19 protein-coding genes and 1 tRNA gene are annotated in these 16471 nt (G+C 42.0%); 9 read left to right on the top strand and 11 right to left on the bottom strand.

The features are described from left to right. Positions 1–42: 42 nt before the first annotated feature. The 6 genes from tilS to ACQFX9_RS24795 all read right to left on the bottom strand — a co-directional run bounded on the left by tilS (position 43) and on the right by ACQFX9_RS24795 (position 6476). Positions 43–1113 carry a tRNA lysidine(34) synthetase TilS gene (gene tilS / locus ACQFX9_RS24820; RefSeq protein ID WP_427159238.1) on the bottom strand — a complete coding sequence of 357 codons (1071 nt, stop codon included), beginning with the start codon at positions 1111–1113 and terminating at the stop codon, positions 43–45. Between the two features lie 32 nt (positions 1114–1145). Next, the gene (locus ACQFX9_RS24815; protein ID WP_427159237.1) at positions 1146–1475 is read right to left on the bottom strand and encodes a KGK domain-containing protein; all 330 of its coding nucleotides are present in this window, start codon (positions 1473–1475) and stop codon (positions 1146–1148) included. A gap of 276 nt (positions 1476–1751) precedes the next feature. Next, positions 1752–2807, bottom strand: coding sequence for a c-type cytochrome biogenesis protein CcsB (ccsB, locus tag ACQFX9_RS24810; RefSeq protein WP_427159236.1), 1056 nt, complete (start codon positions 2805–2807; stop codon positions 1752–1754). Positions 2808–3105: 298 nt separating this feature from the next. Then, positions 3106–4803 carry a DUF3352 domain-containing protein gene (locus ACQFX9_RS24805; protein WP_427159235.1) on the bottom strand — a complete coding sequence of 566 codons (1698 nt, stop codon included), beginning with the start codon at positions 4801–4803 and terminating at the stop codon, positions 3106–3108. Between the two features lie 657 nt (positions 4804–5460). Next, complete coding sequence (locus tag ACQFX9_RS24800) at positions 5461–6081, bottom strand: chorismate lyase (protein WP_427159234.1); 621 nt, start codon at positions 6079–6081, stop codon at positions 5461–5463. Positions 6082–6395: 314 nt separating this feature from the next. Continuing rightward, positions 6396–6476: transfer RNA gene (locus tag ACQFX9_RS24795), tRNA-Leu, on the bottom strand. A 422-nt stretch (positions 6477–6898) separates the two neighbouring features. On the opposite strand from ACQFX9_RS24795, the gene accC reads away from it, so the two are divergent. Further along, positions 6899–8242 carry an acetyl-CoA carboxylase biotin carboxylase subunit gene (accC, locus tag ACQFX9_RS24790; protein ID WP_427159233.1) on the top strand — a complete coding sequence of 448 codons (1344 nt, stop codon included), beginning with the start codon at positions 6899–6901 and terminating at the stop codon, positions 8240–8242. A gap of 239 nt (positions 8243–8481) precedes the next feature. Here the strand turns inward: accC and ACQFX9_RS24785 are convergent, their stop codons facing one another. Together ACQFX9_RS24785 and ACQFX9_RS24780 are read right to left on the bottom strand one after the other, a co-directional pair. After that, on the bottom strand, positions 8482–8814 hold the full coding sequence (locus ACQFX9_RS24785; RefSeq protein ID WP_427159232.1) for a DUF5615 family PIN-like protein: 333 nt from the start codon (positions 8812–8814) through the stop codon (positions 8482–8484). After that, a complete protein-coding gene (locus ACQFX9_RS24780; protein WP_427159231.1) occupies positions 8811–9041 on the bottom strand; it encodes a DUF433 domain-containing protein in 231 nt (76 codons plus the stop codon). The genes ACQFX9_RS24785 and ACQFX9_RS24780 overlap by 4 nt, the downstream gene beginning before the upstream one ends. Before the next feature lie 269 nt (positions 9042–9310). On the opposite strand from ACQFX9_RS24780, the gene ACQFX9_RS24775 reads away from it, so the two are divergent. From ACQFX9_RS24775 to ACQFX9_RS24765, 3 genes are read left to right on the top strand one after another with little or no spacing between them, the layout of a single operon-like run. Then, entirely contained in the window at positions 9311–9547 is a 237-nt protein-coding gene (locus ACQFX9_RS24775; RefSeq protein ID WP_427159230.1) for a ribbon-helix-helix domain-containing protein, read from the top strand. Further along, positions 9547–9885, top strand: coding sequence for a type II toxin-antitoxin system PemK/MazF family toxin (locus ACQFX9_RS24770; protein ID WP_427159229.1), 339 nt, complete (start codon positions 9547–9549; stop codon positions 9883–9885). Before ACQFX9_RS24775 ends, ACQFX9_RS24770 begins: the two co-directional genes overlap by 1 nt. 41 nt (positions 9886–9926) lie before the next feature. Next, positions 9927–10136 (top strand): DUF6887 family protein, encoded by a 210-nt coding sequence (locus ACQFX9_RS24765; RefSeq protein WP_427159228.1) that lies wholly within the window; start codon positions 9927–9929, stop codon positions 10134–10136. A gap of 201 nt (positions 10137–10337) precedes the next feature. Here ACQFX9_RS24765 and ACQFX9_RS24760 read toward each other — a convergent pair whose 3' ends face one another. Continuing rightward, positions 10338–10631, bottom strand: coding sequence for a YggT family protein (locus ACQFX9_RS24760; RefSeq protein ID WP_236144433.1), 294 nt, complete (start codon positions 10629–10631; stop codon positions 10338–10340). Positions 10632–10897: 266 nt separating this feature from the next. Here ACQFX9_RS24760 and psbX point away from each other — a divergent pair, with 266 nt between their 5' ends. The 5 genes from psbX to ACQFX9_RS24735 all read left to right on the top strand — a co-directional run bounded on the left by psbX (position 10898) and on the right by ACQFX9_RS24735 (position 14078). Then, on the top strand, positions 10898–11017 hold the full coding sequence (gene psbX / locus ACQFX9_RS24755) for a photosystem II reaction center X protein (protein ID WP_015112477.1): 120 nt from the start codon (positions 10898–10900) through the stop codon (positions 11015–11017). A gap of 211 nt (positions 11018–11228) precedes the next feature. Further along, positions 11229–12152, top strand: a complete 924-nt coding sequence (locus ACQFX9_RS24750) for a Ycf66 family protein (RefSeq protein ID WP_427159227.1) — start codon at positions 11229–11231, stop codon at positions 12150–12152. A 54-nt stretch (positions 12153–12206) separates the two neighbouring features. Continuing rightward, complete coding sequence (locus ACQFX9_RS24745; RefSeq protein ID WP_427159226.1) at positions 12207–12767, top strand: TolB family protein; 561 nt, start codon at positions 12207–12209, stop codon at positions 12765–12767. A 138-nt stretch (positions 12768–12905) separates the two neighbouring features. Continuing rightward, complete coding sequence (locus tag ACQFX9_RS24740) at positions 12906–13433, top strand: TolB family protein (RefSeq protein WP_427159225.1); 528 nt, start codon at positions 12906–12908, stop codon at positions 13431–13433. 111 nt (positions 13434–13544) lie between these two features. After that, positions 13545–14078, top strand: coding sequence for a DUF4330 domain-containing protein (locus ACQFX9_RS24735; RefSeq protein ID WP_427159224.1), 534 nt, complete (start codon positions 13545–13547; stop codon positions 14076–14078). A gap of 224 nt (positions 14079–14302) precedes the next feature. Here ACQFX9_RS24735 and ACQFX9_RS24730 read toward each other — a convergent pair whose 3' ends face one another. After that, on the bottom strand, positions 14303–14629 hold the full coding sequence (locus ACQFX9_RS24730) for a hypothetical protein (RefSeq protein WP_427159223.1): 327 nt from the start codon (positions 14627–14629) through the stop codon (positions 14303–14305). Between the two features lie 31 nt (positions 14630–14660). Then, positions 14661–16379 carry an Rqc2 family fibronectin-binding protein gene (locus tag ACQFX9_RS24725; RefSeq protein WP_427159222.1) on the bottom strand — a complete coding sequence of 573 codons (1719 nt, stop codon included), beginning with the start codon at positions 16377–16379 and terminating at the stop codon, positions 14661–14663. Between the last annotated feature and the right edge of the window lie 92 nt (positions 16380–16471).

Below are 16471 nucleotides of genomic sequence, written 5' to 3'. Positions count from 1 at the left end.
TCATTTGCTACCTTGTCCCCTTGTCTACCTTGTCTACCTTGTCTAACTTGTCCCCAGTCCCCAGCGATGCACTGAGCTTGCCGAAGTGTCCCCAGTCCCTAATATTATCCATTCACCTTGGACTTGAGCGATCGCACCACCAGGAAAGGGATCGGTTTGTGAACGATTGGGTGCGGTGATTAGGGCTGTTAATTTCTCGATATGCTCAAAATTGGGAGCATCGGGAAGGATTTTTTGTAATATCTGACGCATCACCCGCCGTTGTAGTGCTAATGGTGCTGTTTGCAATACCCGCCTGTTTAAACGCAACGGTAAGGAACTTTTTTCATCTTCTTTCCCCAGTCCCCAGTCCCCAGTCCCCAGTCCCCAATCCCCCATCACCTCTTCCCGCAACTGCTTGGCGGCTTGTTCTAAATATTCCACATCTGCTTGTAGTAGTTCGGCGGTTTGGGCGATGGCTAATTCGGCTTGGGGGTTAAAGTTGTGTTGTAAATATGGAATTAATTCTTGACGGATGCGGTTACGGGCGTATTTTAAATCTTGGTTGGTGGAATCTTCCCAAATTGGTAAGTTAAACTCTTGACAAAATTGCTCTGTTTGCTTGCGGGTGACTTCCAATAGGGGACGCACTAACAATATTTTCTCAGTTAGGGGACGTTGCCAAGTGAGTGCTTGTAAACCGTCTGCACCAGTTCCGCGCATTAAGTTGTACAGGAGAGTTTCGGCGCGATCGCTGGCGGTGTGACCTGTGAGAATATATTGGTAGTTGTGAGCTTGGGCGATCGCTAAAAAAGTTTGATAACGCCAATCACGGGCTGCTGCTTCTGTGTTTACTGGTTGAGTAGCTGTTGCTAAATAAAAAGATACACCCCAATTTTTCGCCAGATTTTCTACGTGATAGGCGTTAGCTTGGGAATCTTCACGCCAACGGTGATCACAATGAATAATACCTAAATCCCACTGCCATTTAGGTTGTAAATCTAACAGGAGTTTCATTAAACACAGGGAATCTTGTCCACCGGAAACTGCTACTAACAGACGTTTTCGCCGATCTAATAAGTGGCGCGATCGCAAAGTACGATGTATTTTGGCGTGTAGTGCAGTCCATCCCATTTCCTAAACCCTATTCCCCAATCCCCTATTTATTACCATAATGTTTCCTGATCAATTTGCTTTAGCTGTTGATGAATTTGATAGATTTCATCTAATGGTGAATCAGGGTCATCAGGACAAAATTCTAATGCTAGTCTGACTTTTCCTTTCACCCATCCTTGTGCGCTAAATTTCAAAACTTCACAACTTAAGCCATCAGTATATAAATCTACTTCGATTGTTTCATCTGCACCAATATATTCTTTAATTGCTGTAATTAAATCACGAACTTTAAAAGTTTTGGCAATTTCGAGTTTCTTGAAAGTGTCTGGTTCTATACTGACCACTTCATCATGATTTAGTCGCTCAAATCCGTCTGTCATAAAGAATATCCCGCAACTAAATTTATATTTTCTGCTGCTGGGGGAGATTATCCGTAATAAAATTATGGATTAATCTTAATCATTTTCAATAGAGACAGATAAGCAGAATTGGAAATGTTGTTTTTATTGATAGAGAAACGCAGATAAACACAGATAAACGCGGATAAATTGGTACATTGGCAGACTAGGAAACTATATATTTGATGAGGCGATTTAGCTTATCTAAGTTTAATTATTACAAATCCCCTCTTTGCCAATAAAGAGGGGATAAAACTGTTAAAAAAACCAACCGTAAGAATGTAAACCTTTTCCTAAAAGATTTACACCAAGGTAGCAAATCCAAACGACAACAAAGCCACTGGCGGCTAAAATTGCTGGGCGGCGACCTTGCCAACCACGGGTAATTCTAGCGTGGAGATAGGCAGCAAATACTAACCAAGTAATTAATGCCCAAGTTTCTTTCGGGTCCCAACTCCAGTAAGAACCCCAAGCTTCATTCGCCCAAACTGCACCAGCAATAATTCCGATGGTGAGTAGAGGGAATCCCAAACCGATGACGCGATAACTAATATTATCGAGGGTTTCTGCGATGCTGAGGCGTTGGGGTGAAAGGGTTGGTGCTGATGTGAGGGTTGAGGCTGGAGTGGGAGTTACTAAGTTTAAAACGGCGGTGTTACCGTTACCGTTGTTATTGCTTTCTAGCCGTGCATAGCCATTGTTTTCTGCTGGTGGTGTTGGGGGTTGTGTAATGAATTCACCAGCTTTTTGCAGACGGTAGCCGTTGGTACGATAGCCACCGTTACCAAATGAACTACCTTGTAATTGAATATTTTGACCGCGTGTGACAATCAAAAATGCGATCGCTAGCAATGAACCCACCATCAAGGCTGAATAACTCAACATCATGACGCTGACGTGCATCATCAGCCAATTAGACTTCAGTGCTGGTACTAGTGGTTCGGCTACTTGCATTTCTGATGGTAATGTCAATGTAGCAAAAGCAGTAATCCCCATAGCCACAGGACTAGTGAAAACACCTACTAAGCGGCTACGGCTGGAATTTTCCGCAATCAGATGAACTGTAGTGATTCCCCATGCTAAGAAAAATAGGGATTCATACAAATTACTCAACGGAAAATAGCCAGCCTCTAGCCAACGCGCACCCAAAAGCGTAGCGATGCACAAATTAGCGATCGCCATCCCAGCTGTTCCCAACGCATTAGTGACGCTGAGATTGGGAAAGGCTGCTCCCACCCAATAAACCAACATGGTGATAAATAAGACAGCAAACGAGGCATTATCTAACCAATTCTGGAGTAAAACCAGACTCATAAAGTGTTCTCCGCAGGGGACTCTTGAAAATTTCAATTCTGACTGTTCTGATCCTATCTGTTTGAGCAAGTCAAAATTCAAAATTTCTGATATTGGGGATTGGGGACGAATCAATTCAAAATTCAAAATTCAAAATGAAGAAGAGTTGGGGATTGGGGTTTGGGCAAGAAATTCTACCTTGTCTACCCTGGTCTCATACCAATTCACTAAAAATCATAAAACCGACCCCAATCCAGAAACCCTTGCAAAATATGGATTTCTTAATTTTGAATTTTGAATTTTGAATTTTGAATTGGTATCACCTATCACCTTTCTTCAGTGTGAAAAAAATATCATAGCGAGTGCTGCGGTTGTCGCTAACGGCTGATGTCATACCGATGGAACGGGTAGCAGCTAGCAAGGTTTGTTGTTGGGGGAGTAGTCTGGGTAGGGGAAAATTTTTCGTTGTCTGTTCTACATCTATGTAAAATTGACCGTTTGTCGGATTGGGTTCTGTAGGAACTGTTTGCTGAAATGTCGAGTTTTTAGCAAGGGTAGTGCTGGGTTGAGGCAGAATTTTATCAGTGACGGGCGCACCTATAGATAAAAACGCCACATTTCCATCTAACCAACCGTGGGTAGCTGTGAGTGTCCCAAATGGACTAATCCAATTCACTACAGGTTTATTGGCTACTTTTGTTGATTGAATCTGGAACTGATATTGATTTTTCATCACATCATCTAGCTGTTTGATTGATGCTTCAGCTAGTTGGCGTTCCTTGGCTTGCACCATAAATACTAAAGCTGCACGAAAATCTTGCGAAGTTCCAGGTTTGGGAGTTCCAGGAATGATGGATACCGCAAATTCGCCTTTCATCCAACTGAGTAAATCTCTTTCTAAATCCAGAGTAGTCAGGGATTTTACCCCAGTCCGCAGTTGTTCTGGTGTAACGGGGGAGAGAGGATTACCTTGTGAGGTTAAAACATATTCGCCCCACAAACGCTGTAGATTTCCACCAGACAACATCATTAAGGTTTCTGCTGGTACGCGATTTTGCATTGTACCTGCTTCATTTTCGACTGCCAAAACTCTTTGACTACCAGGATTGAGCCAAGACACGCCTTTAATGCGTAATCCTTCTGTTTCTAATGTCACAGTTCCGGCTAAACCTTGGTTATTTTGTAGTTGGGCTAAAACTTGTGCAGGTAAACGACGATTGGGGGCTGTAGCAGCTATTTTGGCAGCGTTGGGTATGTTGATGTAAAACTGTGCTAACGGTTGATAACCAGATATTTTGGGAAAGTTATCGGCAAAACCGCCGATTGTGGCTAAAGATGTTTTATTTTTATAAGCGTCTATCGCTCTTTCTGCGGTTTGGGGATTATCTGTAATTACCAAAAATTTGCCATCTAAAAATGTAGCCGCTAGGTTTTCTCCTGGCTGTCCTTCAATTTGTTTGATGTTAATCCCTTGGTAGGTACGGTCAATCCATTTACTTTGGATCAGGGTTTTTGGTTGAGTAAAGACAGTTTGAGCTTTTTGGAGGTTTTTAACTGGTAACACCATCACCATTGATTGGGAACTATCACCAGGGTTGTCAATGGTGGAGACTGGCTTAGAAACTGGTTTATTGACTTGAGGGGCTAAAATTGCCAAGGTAACTTCATCGCCTACCCAGGGTTGAATATCCTGCTCGAAGTTATAACCGTAATTGGTGAGAAAGCGATCGCGTAACTGAACTAAGCTTTGATTAACTTGCGCTTGTGTTTCTTTCGTTCCGAATTCCTGTAATTTCTTCCATTGTTTGGTGTCTGTAGTCAAAGAAACCGCAAACAAAGCATCACTAGGAATAATATTTGCACCTGTCAGTAAGTCTCTATAAAATAACTGACCTTGACTCAAAAACAAGTATGCCGTACTACCTATACCAATTAATAATCCTGCGCCTGAAAGTGTCAGTCTCAAAGAAGATTTCTTTTGTTTCTTCTTTGGAGTAGACAATCTAGGTGATGTCATGAAATCTACACCTCACATTTGCAAATTTTTGATTAGCCTGACTAATTCACTCAAATCAAAAATGTCTATATTTATATAGCAAATAATTTGCTCAGTTTTCCTTCCCTCAAGTCTCATACCACCAGAAAATAGGTAAATGGTAACAGGAAGGAATCTAGAGTTGCATAACCACTGGATGAAATGATATCAGCAAAGGAAGCATGATAATTTTACATTACTCAACATAATTATGTAGCTATTCTCAATTATGTATGAACAGCCATTGATTCTAAAATTTTGGTTTGCTAAATAACGCTGATATTTACCGTTGCATTAATTAATTTAAATTAACTACATCTTGATTCATTGCAACAAAATTATCCTAACTTTTGCCGTTTTGATGAGAGCCTATTTATGAAGTAAGTAGAACGGTGTAGATAATTCAAGGTTTGTAGTGAGGACTTTAGTCCTCTAATAAGGACTGTACTGCTTTGCAGAACCCGTTCGCGTTAGCGTCTCCGTTCGCGTAGCGTCCCGTAGGGAAGGAGAAGGGTAGTCCTTACTACAAACTAGATACCAATCTTTTTACAATGATGCAGCAGTGAACAAATATGAGCAAATTCTTTCTTGCTCTACTCTCCTGCATCCCTCTGCTCACCAAAACGATAGGATATTTTTTTAGTTAACAGTTCCTAGCTGTGTTGCACCTAAGTATTTTGTTAAATAAGGCGAAAAAACTTCGTAAATCAAAGTCAATGGTTGACCATGATGCCAAAATAAGTAATGGCGACCCCAAAAAGGCCCTTCTACATTAAATCCGACTTCTAGGGCTGGGGAATAACCGTAGTAAATACCACGTACATCTCGATACAATTCGGTACGCAAACGCGCCAGACTCGCCCAAATCGGTAAGGAACGGTTTTGTAAATATTCATCTACATGGCTAGCTTCCCACCATGAAGTAGCATAGGCTAATCTCTGCCCACTAGGGGTGCGTAGCCACACTTGTCGCCGTAGTCTTGGCCCTGGTACTTTGTGAATCAATTCCGGCGCATCGTCCAAATCCATGCCAATAAATGACATATCAATGACATCAACCTCTGTCGGCTCACCTGTCAGTAATTCTAGGTGTCTTGTGGGTGAACCGTCACCAAGCAGCAGCATTTGCCAAGCCGGAGCTAGCTGAGTGTGGGGCAAACTTTTTTTAATTACTTCCTCCCCACCTTGCCAAATTGGGGTTAGGCGATGCCACGCGGCTGGTAGTGTTGAGTTGTTACTTGAAGTAAATATTGCAGTCAATGTTCTTTACAAAAGTTCACCTACTTCTATGAAAGCACAAAAGACTGAAATCTGGTCAATAGTCAATAGTCAATAGTCAATAGTCATTAGTCATTAGTCATTAGTTTGCTACGGTATGATCAATGCTTCCGTAAAATACCAAGGGAAGACTTTTCCTTTAAGCTTCAACATGGCGGTTTCCTCAAGTCGGGAAACCCCAAATAACTAGCTATCGCACTATGCGGCTAAACTACATGATTCCTAAAGTTAAAAGTCATCAGTCTACAATCTCTCATTTTTGACTGTTGACTAATGACTTTTGACTAAACAATAAATGCGGATGGCGAGACTCGAACTCGCAAGGCAAAGCCACACGCCCCTCAAACGTGCGCGTATACCAATTCCGCCACATCCGCATGAGTTTCACGATTATCAATCATAGCATAACCTACAGGAATAGGTAAAGATAATTAGGAATTTAGCTAACTTTACCAAAAATTTAATTTTGGGGTATCACAAATTTCCCGAAGGAGGATACCAGACTGACAGAAATGTAGTAGCTCCACAAGTGATACTAAATGGGGAGTAGTGAGTAGAAAGTGAATAACCTCACTCATTACTCAGCGTTTATGAAATAAATACTGATAATGAGTCCTGAGTATTGGGTATACAGGAAATCAACCTACTCAGAACTCAGCACTCATAACTCACATTGTGCATTCTACGTTTAGATGAGGCTGGTAAATCTCCTGTCATAATTTGAGATAAAGCCACTGTGCTGTTGCAACTTGGATGGGAGACAATTTCTATCTACTGGTACTGATATCGAAGCTCGAAAATGAAGTTTGACAAAATCTTAATTGCCAATCGAGGAGAAATCGCCCTCCGCATTCTCCGCGCCTGTGAAGAAATGGGGATTGCGACGATCGCGGTTCACTCGACTGTTGACCGGAATGCTCTGCACGTCCAACTAGCTGATGAAGCGGTTTGCATTGGTGAACCCGCTAGCGGTAAAAGTTATTTGAATATTCCCAATATCATTGCGGCGGCTTTAACGCGCAATGCTAGTGCTATTCATCCTGGCTATGGTTTCCTGTCGGAAAACGCCAAATTTGCCGAAATTTGCGCTGACCATCACATTGCTTTTATTGGCCCTACCCCAGAAGCAATCAGGTTGATGGGGGATAAATCCACGGCTAAAGAAACCATGCAAAAAGCCGGAGTTCCCACTGTACCAGGGAGCGATGGCTTGGTAGAAACCGAGGAAGAAGGATTAGCGATCGCGAACAAAATGGGCTACCCAGTGATGATTAAAGCCACGGCTGGTGGTGGTGGTAGGGGGATGCGCTTAGTGCGATCGGAAGATGAATTTGTCAAACTCTTTTTAGCAGCCCAAGGTGAAGCAGGTGCAGCCTTTGGTAATGCTGGTGTTTATATCGAAAAATTTATCGAGCGTCCCCGCCACATTGAGTTTCAAATTTTGGCGGATAATTACGGCAATGTCATTCACTTAGGTGAACGGGATTGTTCCATTCAACGCCGCAACCAAAAGTTACTAGAAGAAGCCCCCAGCCCTGCACTTGATCCAGAACTGCGGGAAAAAATGGGACAAGCAGCCGTCAAAGCAGCCCAGTTTATTAATTACACCGGTGCAGGTACTATCGAATTTCTTTTAGATAAATCCGGTAAGTTTTACTTCATGGAAATGAACACTCGGATTCAGGTGGAACACCCTGTGACAGAGATGATTACTGGGGTAGACTTGCTAGTTGAACAAATTAGAATCGCCCAAGGGGAAAGACTCAGGCTGACTCAAGACCAAGTAGTATTGCAAGGTCATGCAATTGAGTGTCGCATCAACGCCGAAGATCCCGACCATGATTTTCGCCCAGCACCCGGACGCATTAGCGGTTATCTTCCCCCTGGCGGCCCTGGTGTGCGGATTGACTCCCACGTTTACACCGATTACCAAATTCCCCCTTACTACGATTCTCTCATCGGTAAATTAATTGTTTGGGGGCCGGATCGTGCTACAGCAATTAACCGCATGAAACGCGCTCTCAGGGAGTGTGCAATTACTGGATTGCCTACCACAATTCCCTTTCATCAAAAAATCATGGAAAACCCCCAGTTTTTAGAGGGTCATGTTTACACCAATTTCATTCAGGAGATGAAACTGTAGGGAATTGGGGACTGGGGATTAAAAATAGACAGAAAGGTAAGGCGTAACAGAGAGAAGTATATTATTTTCTGCTGACTACTTTCCCTTGGTTGATGTTGAACTCAGATTGATTTGAGATATAGAGACGCGAAATATCGCGTCTTTAAAAATATGTTCTTGCTCAGAGCAGGCGATCATAAGCCACGTTAAATGCAAAATATTTTTTGTATCATAATTTACAATTAATTTGTAATATCGCTTTAATACAGTTCTAAGCAATGTAGATGGGGATGAGCTAATAGTTCTTGAATCGCCTGCACTCCAAAGCGAATTAGCTCTTCGACTTGGTTAGTGGGTGCATTACCGCAGCGTAGCCATACAACTTTGGGTGGTGAGCCGTACAAACGGCTACGTTCTGCAAAATCTGCATCTTGAATGACGATGCAAAAGTCATTTTGTCTGGCAAATTCCCAAATTTCAGTGTCAGTCTTCTCTTGCAATTCATGAAACTGCACATGACTGGAATCAGGAAAAATATCTGCTAATCGAGTTACAAGCTTACGACTCAAATTCTGATCAAACAGCAGTTTCAAGCCTCACCTACCACAGCAACCAGACGATGTTCTCGATCAGCCGCAAATTCTAAGCAAGCTATGATATCTGCTTCTGTCAATTCAGGAAAGTCATCTAATATTTCAGCGTGAGACATACCTGCTGCTAACCATCCGAGAACATCGTAAACAGTGATTCTCATGCGTCGAATACAGGGTTTACCACCTCGTTTGTCTGGTTCTATAGTAATGATGTCACGGTAGCTCATCTTGTTTGTAGGCAGTATGGTTTTTTAAGTCTAGAGCAGACTAACACTGCGTTGCAACGGACAGAACTAAGATATTGGCGTGCTAGATGACAACTAGCTAGACTTTGCTTGATAGCAATTTGTGTTCTCCCCGCTTCGCTAACACTGCTTCTACTCATGATTGGGCGGCTCATAGGCGTTCTGAAAACTTATCTGACTTTACTAGCTCTTAAAGTCTTGGTATAACTAGGGTATAACTTTAAAAATTAAAAATTGCACTCAAAGTCACTATGAAAACTGCAATTTCGCTTCCAGATTCAGTTTTTGAAGAGGCAGAAGCACTTGCTCAACAGCTAGGATTGTCCCGCAGTGAGCTTTACACAAAAGCTTTACAGGCGTATCTGAAAAAATACAACAGTAGTCAAATTTTACACAAGCTCAACCAAGTTTACTCTCAAGAGTCTTCGGATATAGATCCGGTGCTGGCAAGGATGCAGTTTATGTCTCTCCCCTATGAGGATTGGTAATGTATCGGGGAGAAATTTGGTGGGCGAATTTACCTGATCCAGTCGGTTCTGAGCCTGGATATCGTCGTCCGGTTTTGGTGATTCAAGATGATATTTTTAATCAAAGCCGCATTAATACAATTATCGTCGTCATTATCACCTCAAATACTCAGCTAGCAGAAGCACCAGGTAATGTCCTTTTACCGCGTGAAGCATCAGGTTTGCCAAGAGATTCTGTTGCTAACGTCTCTCAAATTTTCACGGTCAATAAAACTTTTCTGGTTGAACGTATTAGTTCACTACCAGATTATTTACAGGATGAGGTAGATGAGGGATTGCGAACAATTTTGTATCTATAAGAAATAGAAATCTATCGCAATGGTCTTTGGAGGTTCTTGTAATGAAACCTGACTACAGTAACATGACAAAAATTGAGCTAAGAGCTTATGTTATAGCTCATCCTGACGATCAGGCTGCATTTCATGCTTTTGTTGATCGCTTTACAGCTGAAGCACCTTCACAGACTTTTGACATTCCCAACTCCAATGCTGAGTTTGAAGAAGTTGAAATTCTCATTAGGCAGAAGCTAAACCAACTAAAAATGGGATAAGCAATTTGCGCGTTATCAACTGTGAAATAATTGGCAATATTAGCTTTCAAGAATTAGCTGCCCAAAGAATAGAGAAATCACTGTATTTGTTTGAACACAGTTAGATATGCAGCTAACAAAAAGTCCAGCAAGAACCATAATTTAGCGATCGCCTGAATAGACATTCTGAAAACCGATGCCCAATGCCCCATTCCCCATGCCCTAACTAACACGAGACATCATGGTAATTAATCCTTGCTGACCTAAGAGAATTTCTCTCACCAAGCTTAAGATACCTACCCAAATGATGGGGGTGATGTCAACTCCGCCGATAGGTGGGATAATTTTTCGCGATGGGATTAAAAATGGCTCGGTAGGCCAAGCAATGAGATTGAAAGGCAAGCGATTTAAATCAACTTGGGGATACCAAGTCAGAATGATGCGGAAAATGAAGAGAAAGGTCATTAAACCCAAGATAGGGCCAAGAATCCAAACAGTTAGGTTAACAGCCGTCATGGAATTGATCCGAGCTACGATTTGATGGACAAAGAGAAAACTGAAAGCGGAGATAATTAATTTTAAGCTTTGTAAAGCTTTTTCTATCTTAATTTTAACCAAATGGTACTACCTATGAGCGCGCCACGAAAAGCAACTACACTCAAGACAGTGTTTAACTTTGGCGAGGTGTAGTCTTGGGGTTGCCACATCAGATACACAGGCTTCTCAAGGAAGTAATACACTATTAGAATTATGATGAAGAGTGTAAAAAAAGGTTGAGATCCATGACACCATCTTTAGCAAATTTTCTTTGGAGTCTGGCTTGGGGTACTGCGATCGTTGTTATCCCAGCTACAGTTGGTTTAATTTTCATCAGCCAAAAAGATAAAATCCAACGTTCATAGTTTGTGGGAGAGTTATTGCAACTCTCTTGGGTGTATTTGTCTGTCAGCTTAGTCAACTAACTGACAGACTTAATATTTTCTTAAGATGCGGTAAATAGCTTCAGAGCTTCTTTGCCAGTTGCTTTGAAGCTTAAATATTATATTGTGATTGCTTAGAGTAGTAGTTTTAAGTGTGGCTCGTTAACATAGATTTGATATTGGGAAAAGAACAATGCTAAATTTTGGGCTGAACTCAGCCAGTGTTCTGGCTCAGATAAATGTAGGGTCTACTCCAGCCACATTTTTAGGAATTTTCCTGGCTGTAGCTGGGGCTGCACTATATTTTCTCCGTACTGTGCGTCCAGAACTGTCTAGAGATCAAGATATATTTTTTGCGGCTGTAGGCTTGCTATGCGGCTTCATTTTAATTTTCCAAGGATGGCGTTTAGACCCGATTTTGCAATTTGGTCAACTGCTGTTAGTGGGGACGACGGTATTTTTTGCTGTTGAAAGTATTCGATTGCGGAGTATCGCTACTCAACAAGCTAAACGTAATACGCCGATTGTAGATGAGCGTGACGTTAGCAAAGATTATCGATATGGCGGGAGAAGAAAGGGAGGATATGAAGCGGAAGTGGAAGACGATTATGAGCCACTACCGTATCAAGAGGAAGAAGAAGAGGAAGAACGTCCTGTACCTCGCCGTATTCGTCCTAGCAGGGACGATCGCTCCTCACGGGATGATTATTACGATGAGCCAACCCCACGCCGCGATCGCCGCAGCAGTAGTAGCGATCGCCCAGAATCAACAGATAGACCATCCCGCAATCGTTCCACCCGTCCATCACCTCGGAATACAGAAAGATACGACCAAGAAGATTGGGGTACTTCCTCTTCTAGAGAGACTGATGATTGGGAAAGTTCTAGTAGGGAAACCAGAAGAAATTCCCGACGGAGTAATAACAATTCTCCGCGTCCAGAAGTAAACGAGGATACACCACCCACCAGACCCAGAAAACGCCGTCCGCCTGCTGATAGCATCTCTCGCAGACCGATAGAAGATGATGAAGCTATCCCAACTGATTATGTACCGTATAAACCCCTAGACGAATCAGAGACTAACTCTGATAAATCTACAGATTACGATGATCTATAAATCAGCCGTGATAGATGTAAGCTGATAAGCGACAGCAACAAGTAAATATCTGAGGTGAAAAAATTTACTTCTGAGTTCTGGCTTCAAAAACCAATTTATTGGAGCCTAATTTTTGGTTTTACAAGTTTGTTAGCCTCTTGTGGCTCTGGTGATCTACCCCTTGGGCCTACTTCCCTCAATAGTCGCTACACAGAAGAGCAACCAGCCTTAAGCGGTAATGGTCGCTTTTTAGCGTTCATTTCCCATCGTAATAATACTCATCAGTTGCTTGTGTACGATTTGCGACAACAGAGTTTCATTTCCCCGCCAGGGTTAAATCGGCGAGAGACAATTATCGAAAGTCCCAGCCTCAGCTACACAGGACGTTACATTGCTTACTTAACCAGTGACCAAGGTAGACCAGTAGTAGCACTGTACGATCGCGCCACACAGCAATCACAAATTGTCACCCCAACTTATCGCGGTTGGGTAAGAAATCCGGCTATCAGCCCCGATGGACGGTATATTGTGTTTGAAACCGCAGCTCGTGGTCAGTGGGATATTGAAGTTCTAGATCGGGGGCCGACTATTGAATTAGATATTCCCAATGGTGCAACAGTTGAGCCACCGCAGTAAAAATTGGGCATGGGGCATGGGGAATTGGGCATGGGGCATGGGGCATTGGGAATTGGAGACAAGGGAGACAAGGAAGACAAGGGAGACAAGGAAGAAAACACTAATGACTAATGACTAATGACTAATGACTAATGACTAATGACTAAACCTATTACTTTTATTCCTATATTTGCTTGTGCAGGATTGTTAACGGGGTGTTTTGGTTATCCTCGATTGGTGAGTTATCCGTTTGATCCTGGGGGAAGGAGTCTTAATAGTCTGGCATCGGAACTTAGTCCCCAAAGTTCGGGACGGTATATTGTGTTGACTAGCGATCGCCGTGGTAGTCAAGATGTTTATTTATTTGACACTCTGACACGCAATTTAATGGATTTACCAGGTTTAAATGCCTTTGATACCATTGCATCTCATCCTGGTGTTTCGGAAGATGCTCGTTATATTGTATTTGCGGCTAGTCGTCAGGGGCGATCGGCAATTTTTATCTATGACCGCGACACACGCCAATCACGTAATTTAACCACAAATCTGCAAGCCGAAGTCCGTAATCCCACAATTAGTGCTGATGGTACTAGAATTGCTTTTGAATTTAGTAATAACGGACAGTGGGATATTGCTGTATATGACCGCAACGGTCAACCCCTCAATATTCCTCAAGACCCAAGGTGACAAGCAGGGAAGCAGAGGAACAAGAGGAAACTTTAACCCAATGCCCCATGCCCCTATTATCAAACTTGTTGCTAAAATCAATTACTTGAATCTGCTCTGGAAGAATATATTATGGCTATTTTAGATTCCAAAGGTCGCTTGTTTGGCAAAATCAATATACTTGACCTATTTGCTGGGTTAGTTATTCTGTTAGTAATATTTGGGATTTTTGTTTTTCCTGGAACTGGTGGATCAATTGCTCAGGTAGGAGCTAAAAAAACGCCGATAGAGGTAGATTTAGTAGTTCGTGGTTTGAATGTGCGTGATCCTCAGCAGTTATCTGACCAAGGTTTCAAACCAGGTGGCAAAACTAAAGTGATTATCCGTAATCAACCTTATGGCGAAATAGGTATTAAATCTGTACAAGTTTTACCTAGAACTTTAACAGTTGGTCAACCAGATGGTTCAGTTAAAGAATTAGCAGATCCGAGAAAAAATAACTTTAGTACAGATATGCTTTTGACTTTAGAAGGTCAAGCAGAAGTTACCAAAGATGGGCCAGTTTTGGGTAACAGTAAGGTAAAAATTGGTATGCCTTTCGAGCTAGAAGGCTTTAATTACAACTTTAATGCCTCTGTGATTGATCTGAGATTACAGAATAAATAAAACCAATTCGCAATTCGCAATTCGCAATTCGCAATTCGCAATTAATTCAGCCACCCACAAGGGGTGGGGTTTTTACCTACCTTGGGAAACAAAGATTTTTTCGCCCACTAGGGGCGAGGTTTTGAACCTATCTTTTTCCGATAAAAACTAAAGCATTTTGACTAAATATCAATATAGTAAAAGCAAAAGATTTTTACATTTTGCTTTTGCTGTATTGAAAAACATTAGGTAATCGAAATACCACCAACCTTGTATTCATTCACAGCCATCCGTATGATAAACTCATCTCCTGTATCAGCAAAACTTAGTTTCCACAAATAGGTTTGATATTCCCGTTGTTTAAGTTGACCAAAGTAAGTAGTTGTATAACCCTCAGACATCCGTGGAGAAAGGTGGGAACTAACTGAGTCAAACATTTCCTTGGTAATACCCGCTTTGTAGTCTGCATTACCAACGCTGAGAAAAAGCTCATAATTTCCCGTAGCGATCGCATCTAAAATGATCTGCAAACAATCAATCACATTTTGCGGAGGATTGGTTTGAGTTACCATGACAATCTCCAATCAGTAGATGATACCGATATTATTCCACCATCTGAGGTTTTCCCCAAATAATCCGTTCTTGTTTGTAAATAGCAATTCCTGGTTTTGCACCTTTGGGTTTGTAGACGTGTTTCGGCTCGGTGTAAACTACCGCTACTTGCTCACTTTGACGGGCGCGACTGTAATACGCTGCGAGGTTGGCGACGAATTGTAAATCTGTGGTATCTGGAACAGCACCAGGTTCTAAACGCAATAAAACATGACTACCAGGAATTTCTTGAGCATGAAACCATAAATCATAATCGCCTGCTACACGAAAAGTTAATTGGTCATTTTGGCTATTATTACGACCAATTAAAACCTGAAAACCATTCGGTGTGGAATAGTTACGAAAGTTGATACTAGGACTATCATTACTCCGACGACGATAATCTAATTCTTCTAAATATTTTTGTCCAATTAATTCATCTCGAATTTCTTCTAAAGCTTGTAAATCTTCAGCAGTTTGATAATTTTCTATCTGAGAAATTGCCGCTTCAACTTGTTCTAAATAATCAATTTCTGCTTGTACATCTTTTAGTAATGGTTCTACAGCGATACGGGCGCGTTTAAGTTTTTGGTGCTGTTTATAGAGATTTTGGGCATTTTGAACAGCGTTTTTATCGGGCTGAAGGGCGATCGCAACAGGTTCACCAGTCTCAAAGTCTTGCAGGGTAATGGTTTTCATCCCTGGTTGCCATTCGTGTAAATGCGCCATCAATAAATCAGCCTTTTGACGATAATCATCAGCTTGATCTGATTGTTGCAGGCGATCGCTAAATGTCTGCGCTTTATTCCGCAATTTACCTAAAATATTACTCAATTTCTGGCTTAGTTGATGGCGTAGTTGCGTAAATATCTGCTGATTGAGTTGCCCTGTGTAATACTCATTAATTAACGTCTGAATATCTTTAGCTGGTGCAATTCCACCCCAACCCATCACCGTGTAACCATTGGGAGTCCAAGTCGGCTGAAAATTACCATTGTCTAAAGTTTGCAGCCATAACTGCCATTTTTCCCACAATCTTTGCCAATCTTCTGATGTCAGGGTGTCGGTGTTGGTATCTGGTGCAATATGCGCCGCCAGCAACATCGACTCAACTAAAGCTGCACTCAAACCGCTATAACTTTTGAGTAACTGCTTTTTCATCGCCCCTGGGACTAAACTCACCCTTTCTTGCCAACGTGTCGGGGATTCACTCAAACTAGGAACAGTTCCCGTCAGTTTTGGTGGTGTTTCATAGATTTGTCCCGTTTGGATGGGACGGACACTAGACTGCTGCTGACTGACTTGATGAGCAGCCGTAATGATGAGATTATTAGCTTCCGTGAGGATGACATTGCTATATTTGCCCATAATCTCCGCATAGAGATGATATAGTGCTTCCTCACCAGGACGACGGGCAAATTGTAAATCTATCACCCTTTCCCAAGGTGCGATCGCCTCAATTGCTACCAAAGCCAAACCACCCAACTGATGTATTAATTGTTGGCTAAAGGTAAAAGTATCTGGTGTGCGTGGTGGAGAATTACCAATACAAATATGTGCAGCTTGAGGATGCCAAGATACTTCTAGCCAACCTCTAGTTTTCAGAGTACGGAGAGCTATAGCAATAGTATAGCGATCGCGCTGATACACTTGCTCTAAACGTGAAGGTAGCCAGTGTGTGCGGAGTTCGCTACAAGCGGCTGTCAGAGTCGTAAAGTCTACTGGTTGCACAACAATCAATCGTCCACCTGGGGACTGCTAAGGTCGATGCTCAGTATATGCTATATCTTTTTGTTTAGTTGTTGTCATTCTGGTTAAACCAG

The organism is Aliinostoc sp. HNIBRCY26 (assembly GCF_050235535.1).
In the GTDB taxonomy this organism is placed as follows: domain Bacteria; phylum Cyanobacteriota; class Cyanobacteriia; order Cyanobacteriales; family Nostocaceae; genus Trichormus.
This window is presented reverse-complemented; position numbering and strand designations above follow the sequence as displayed.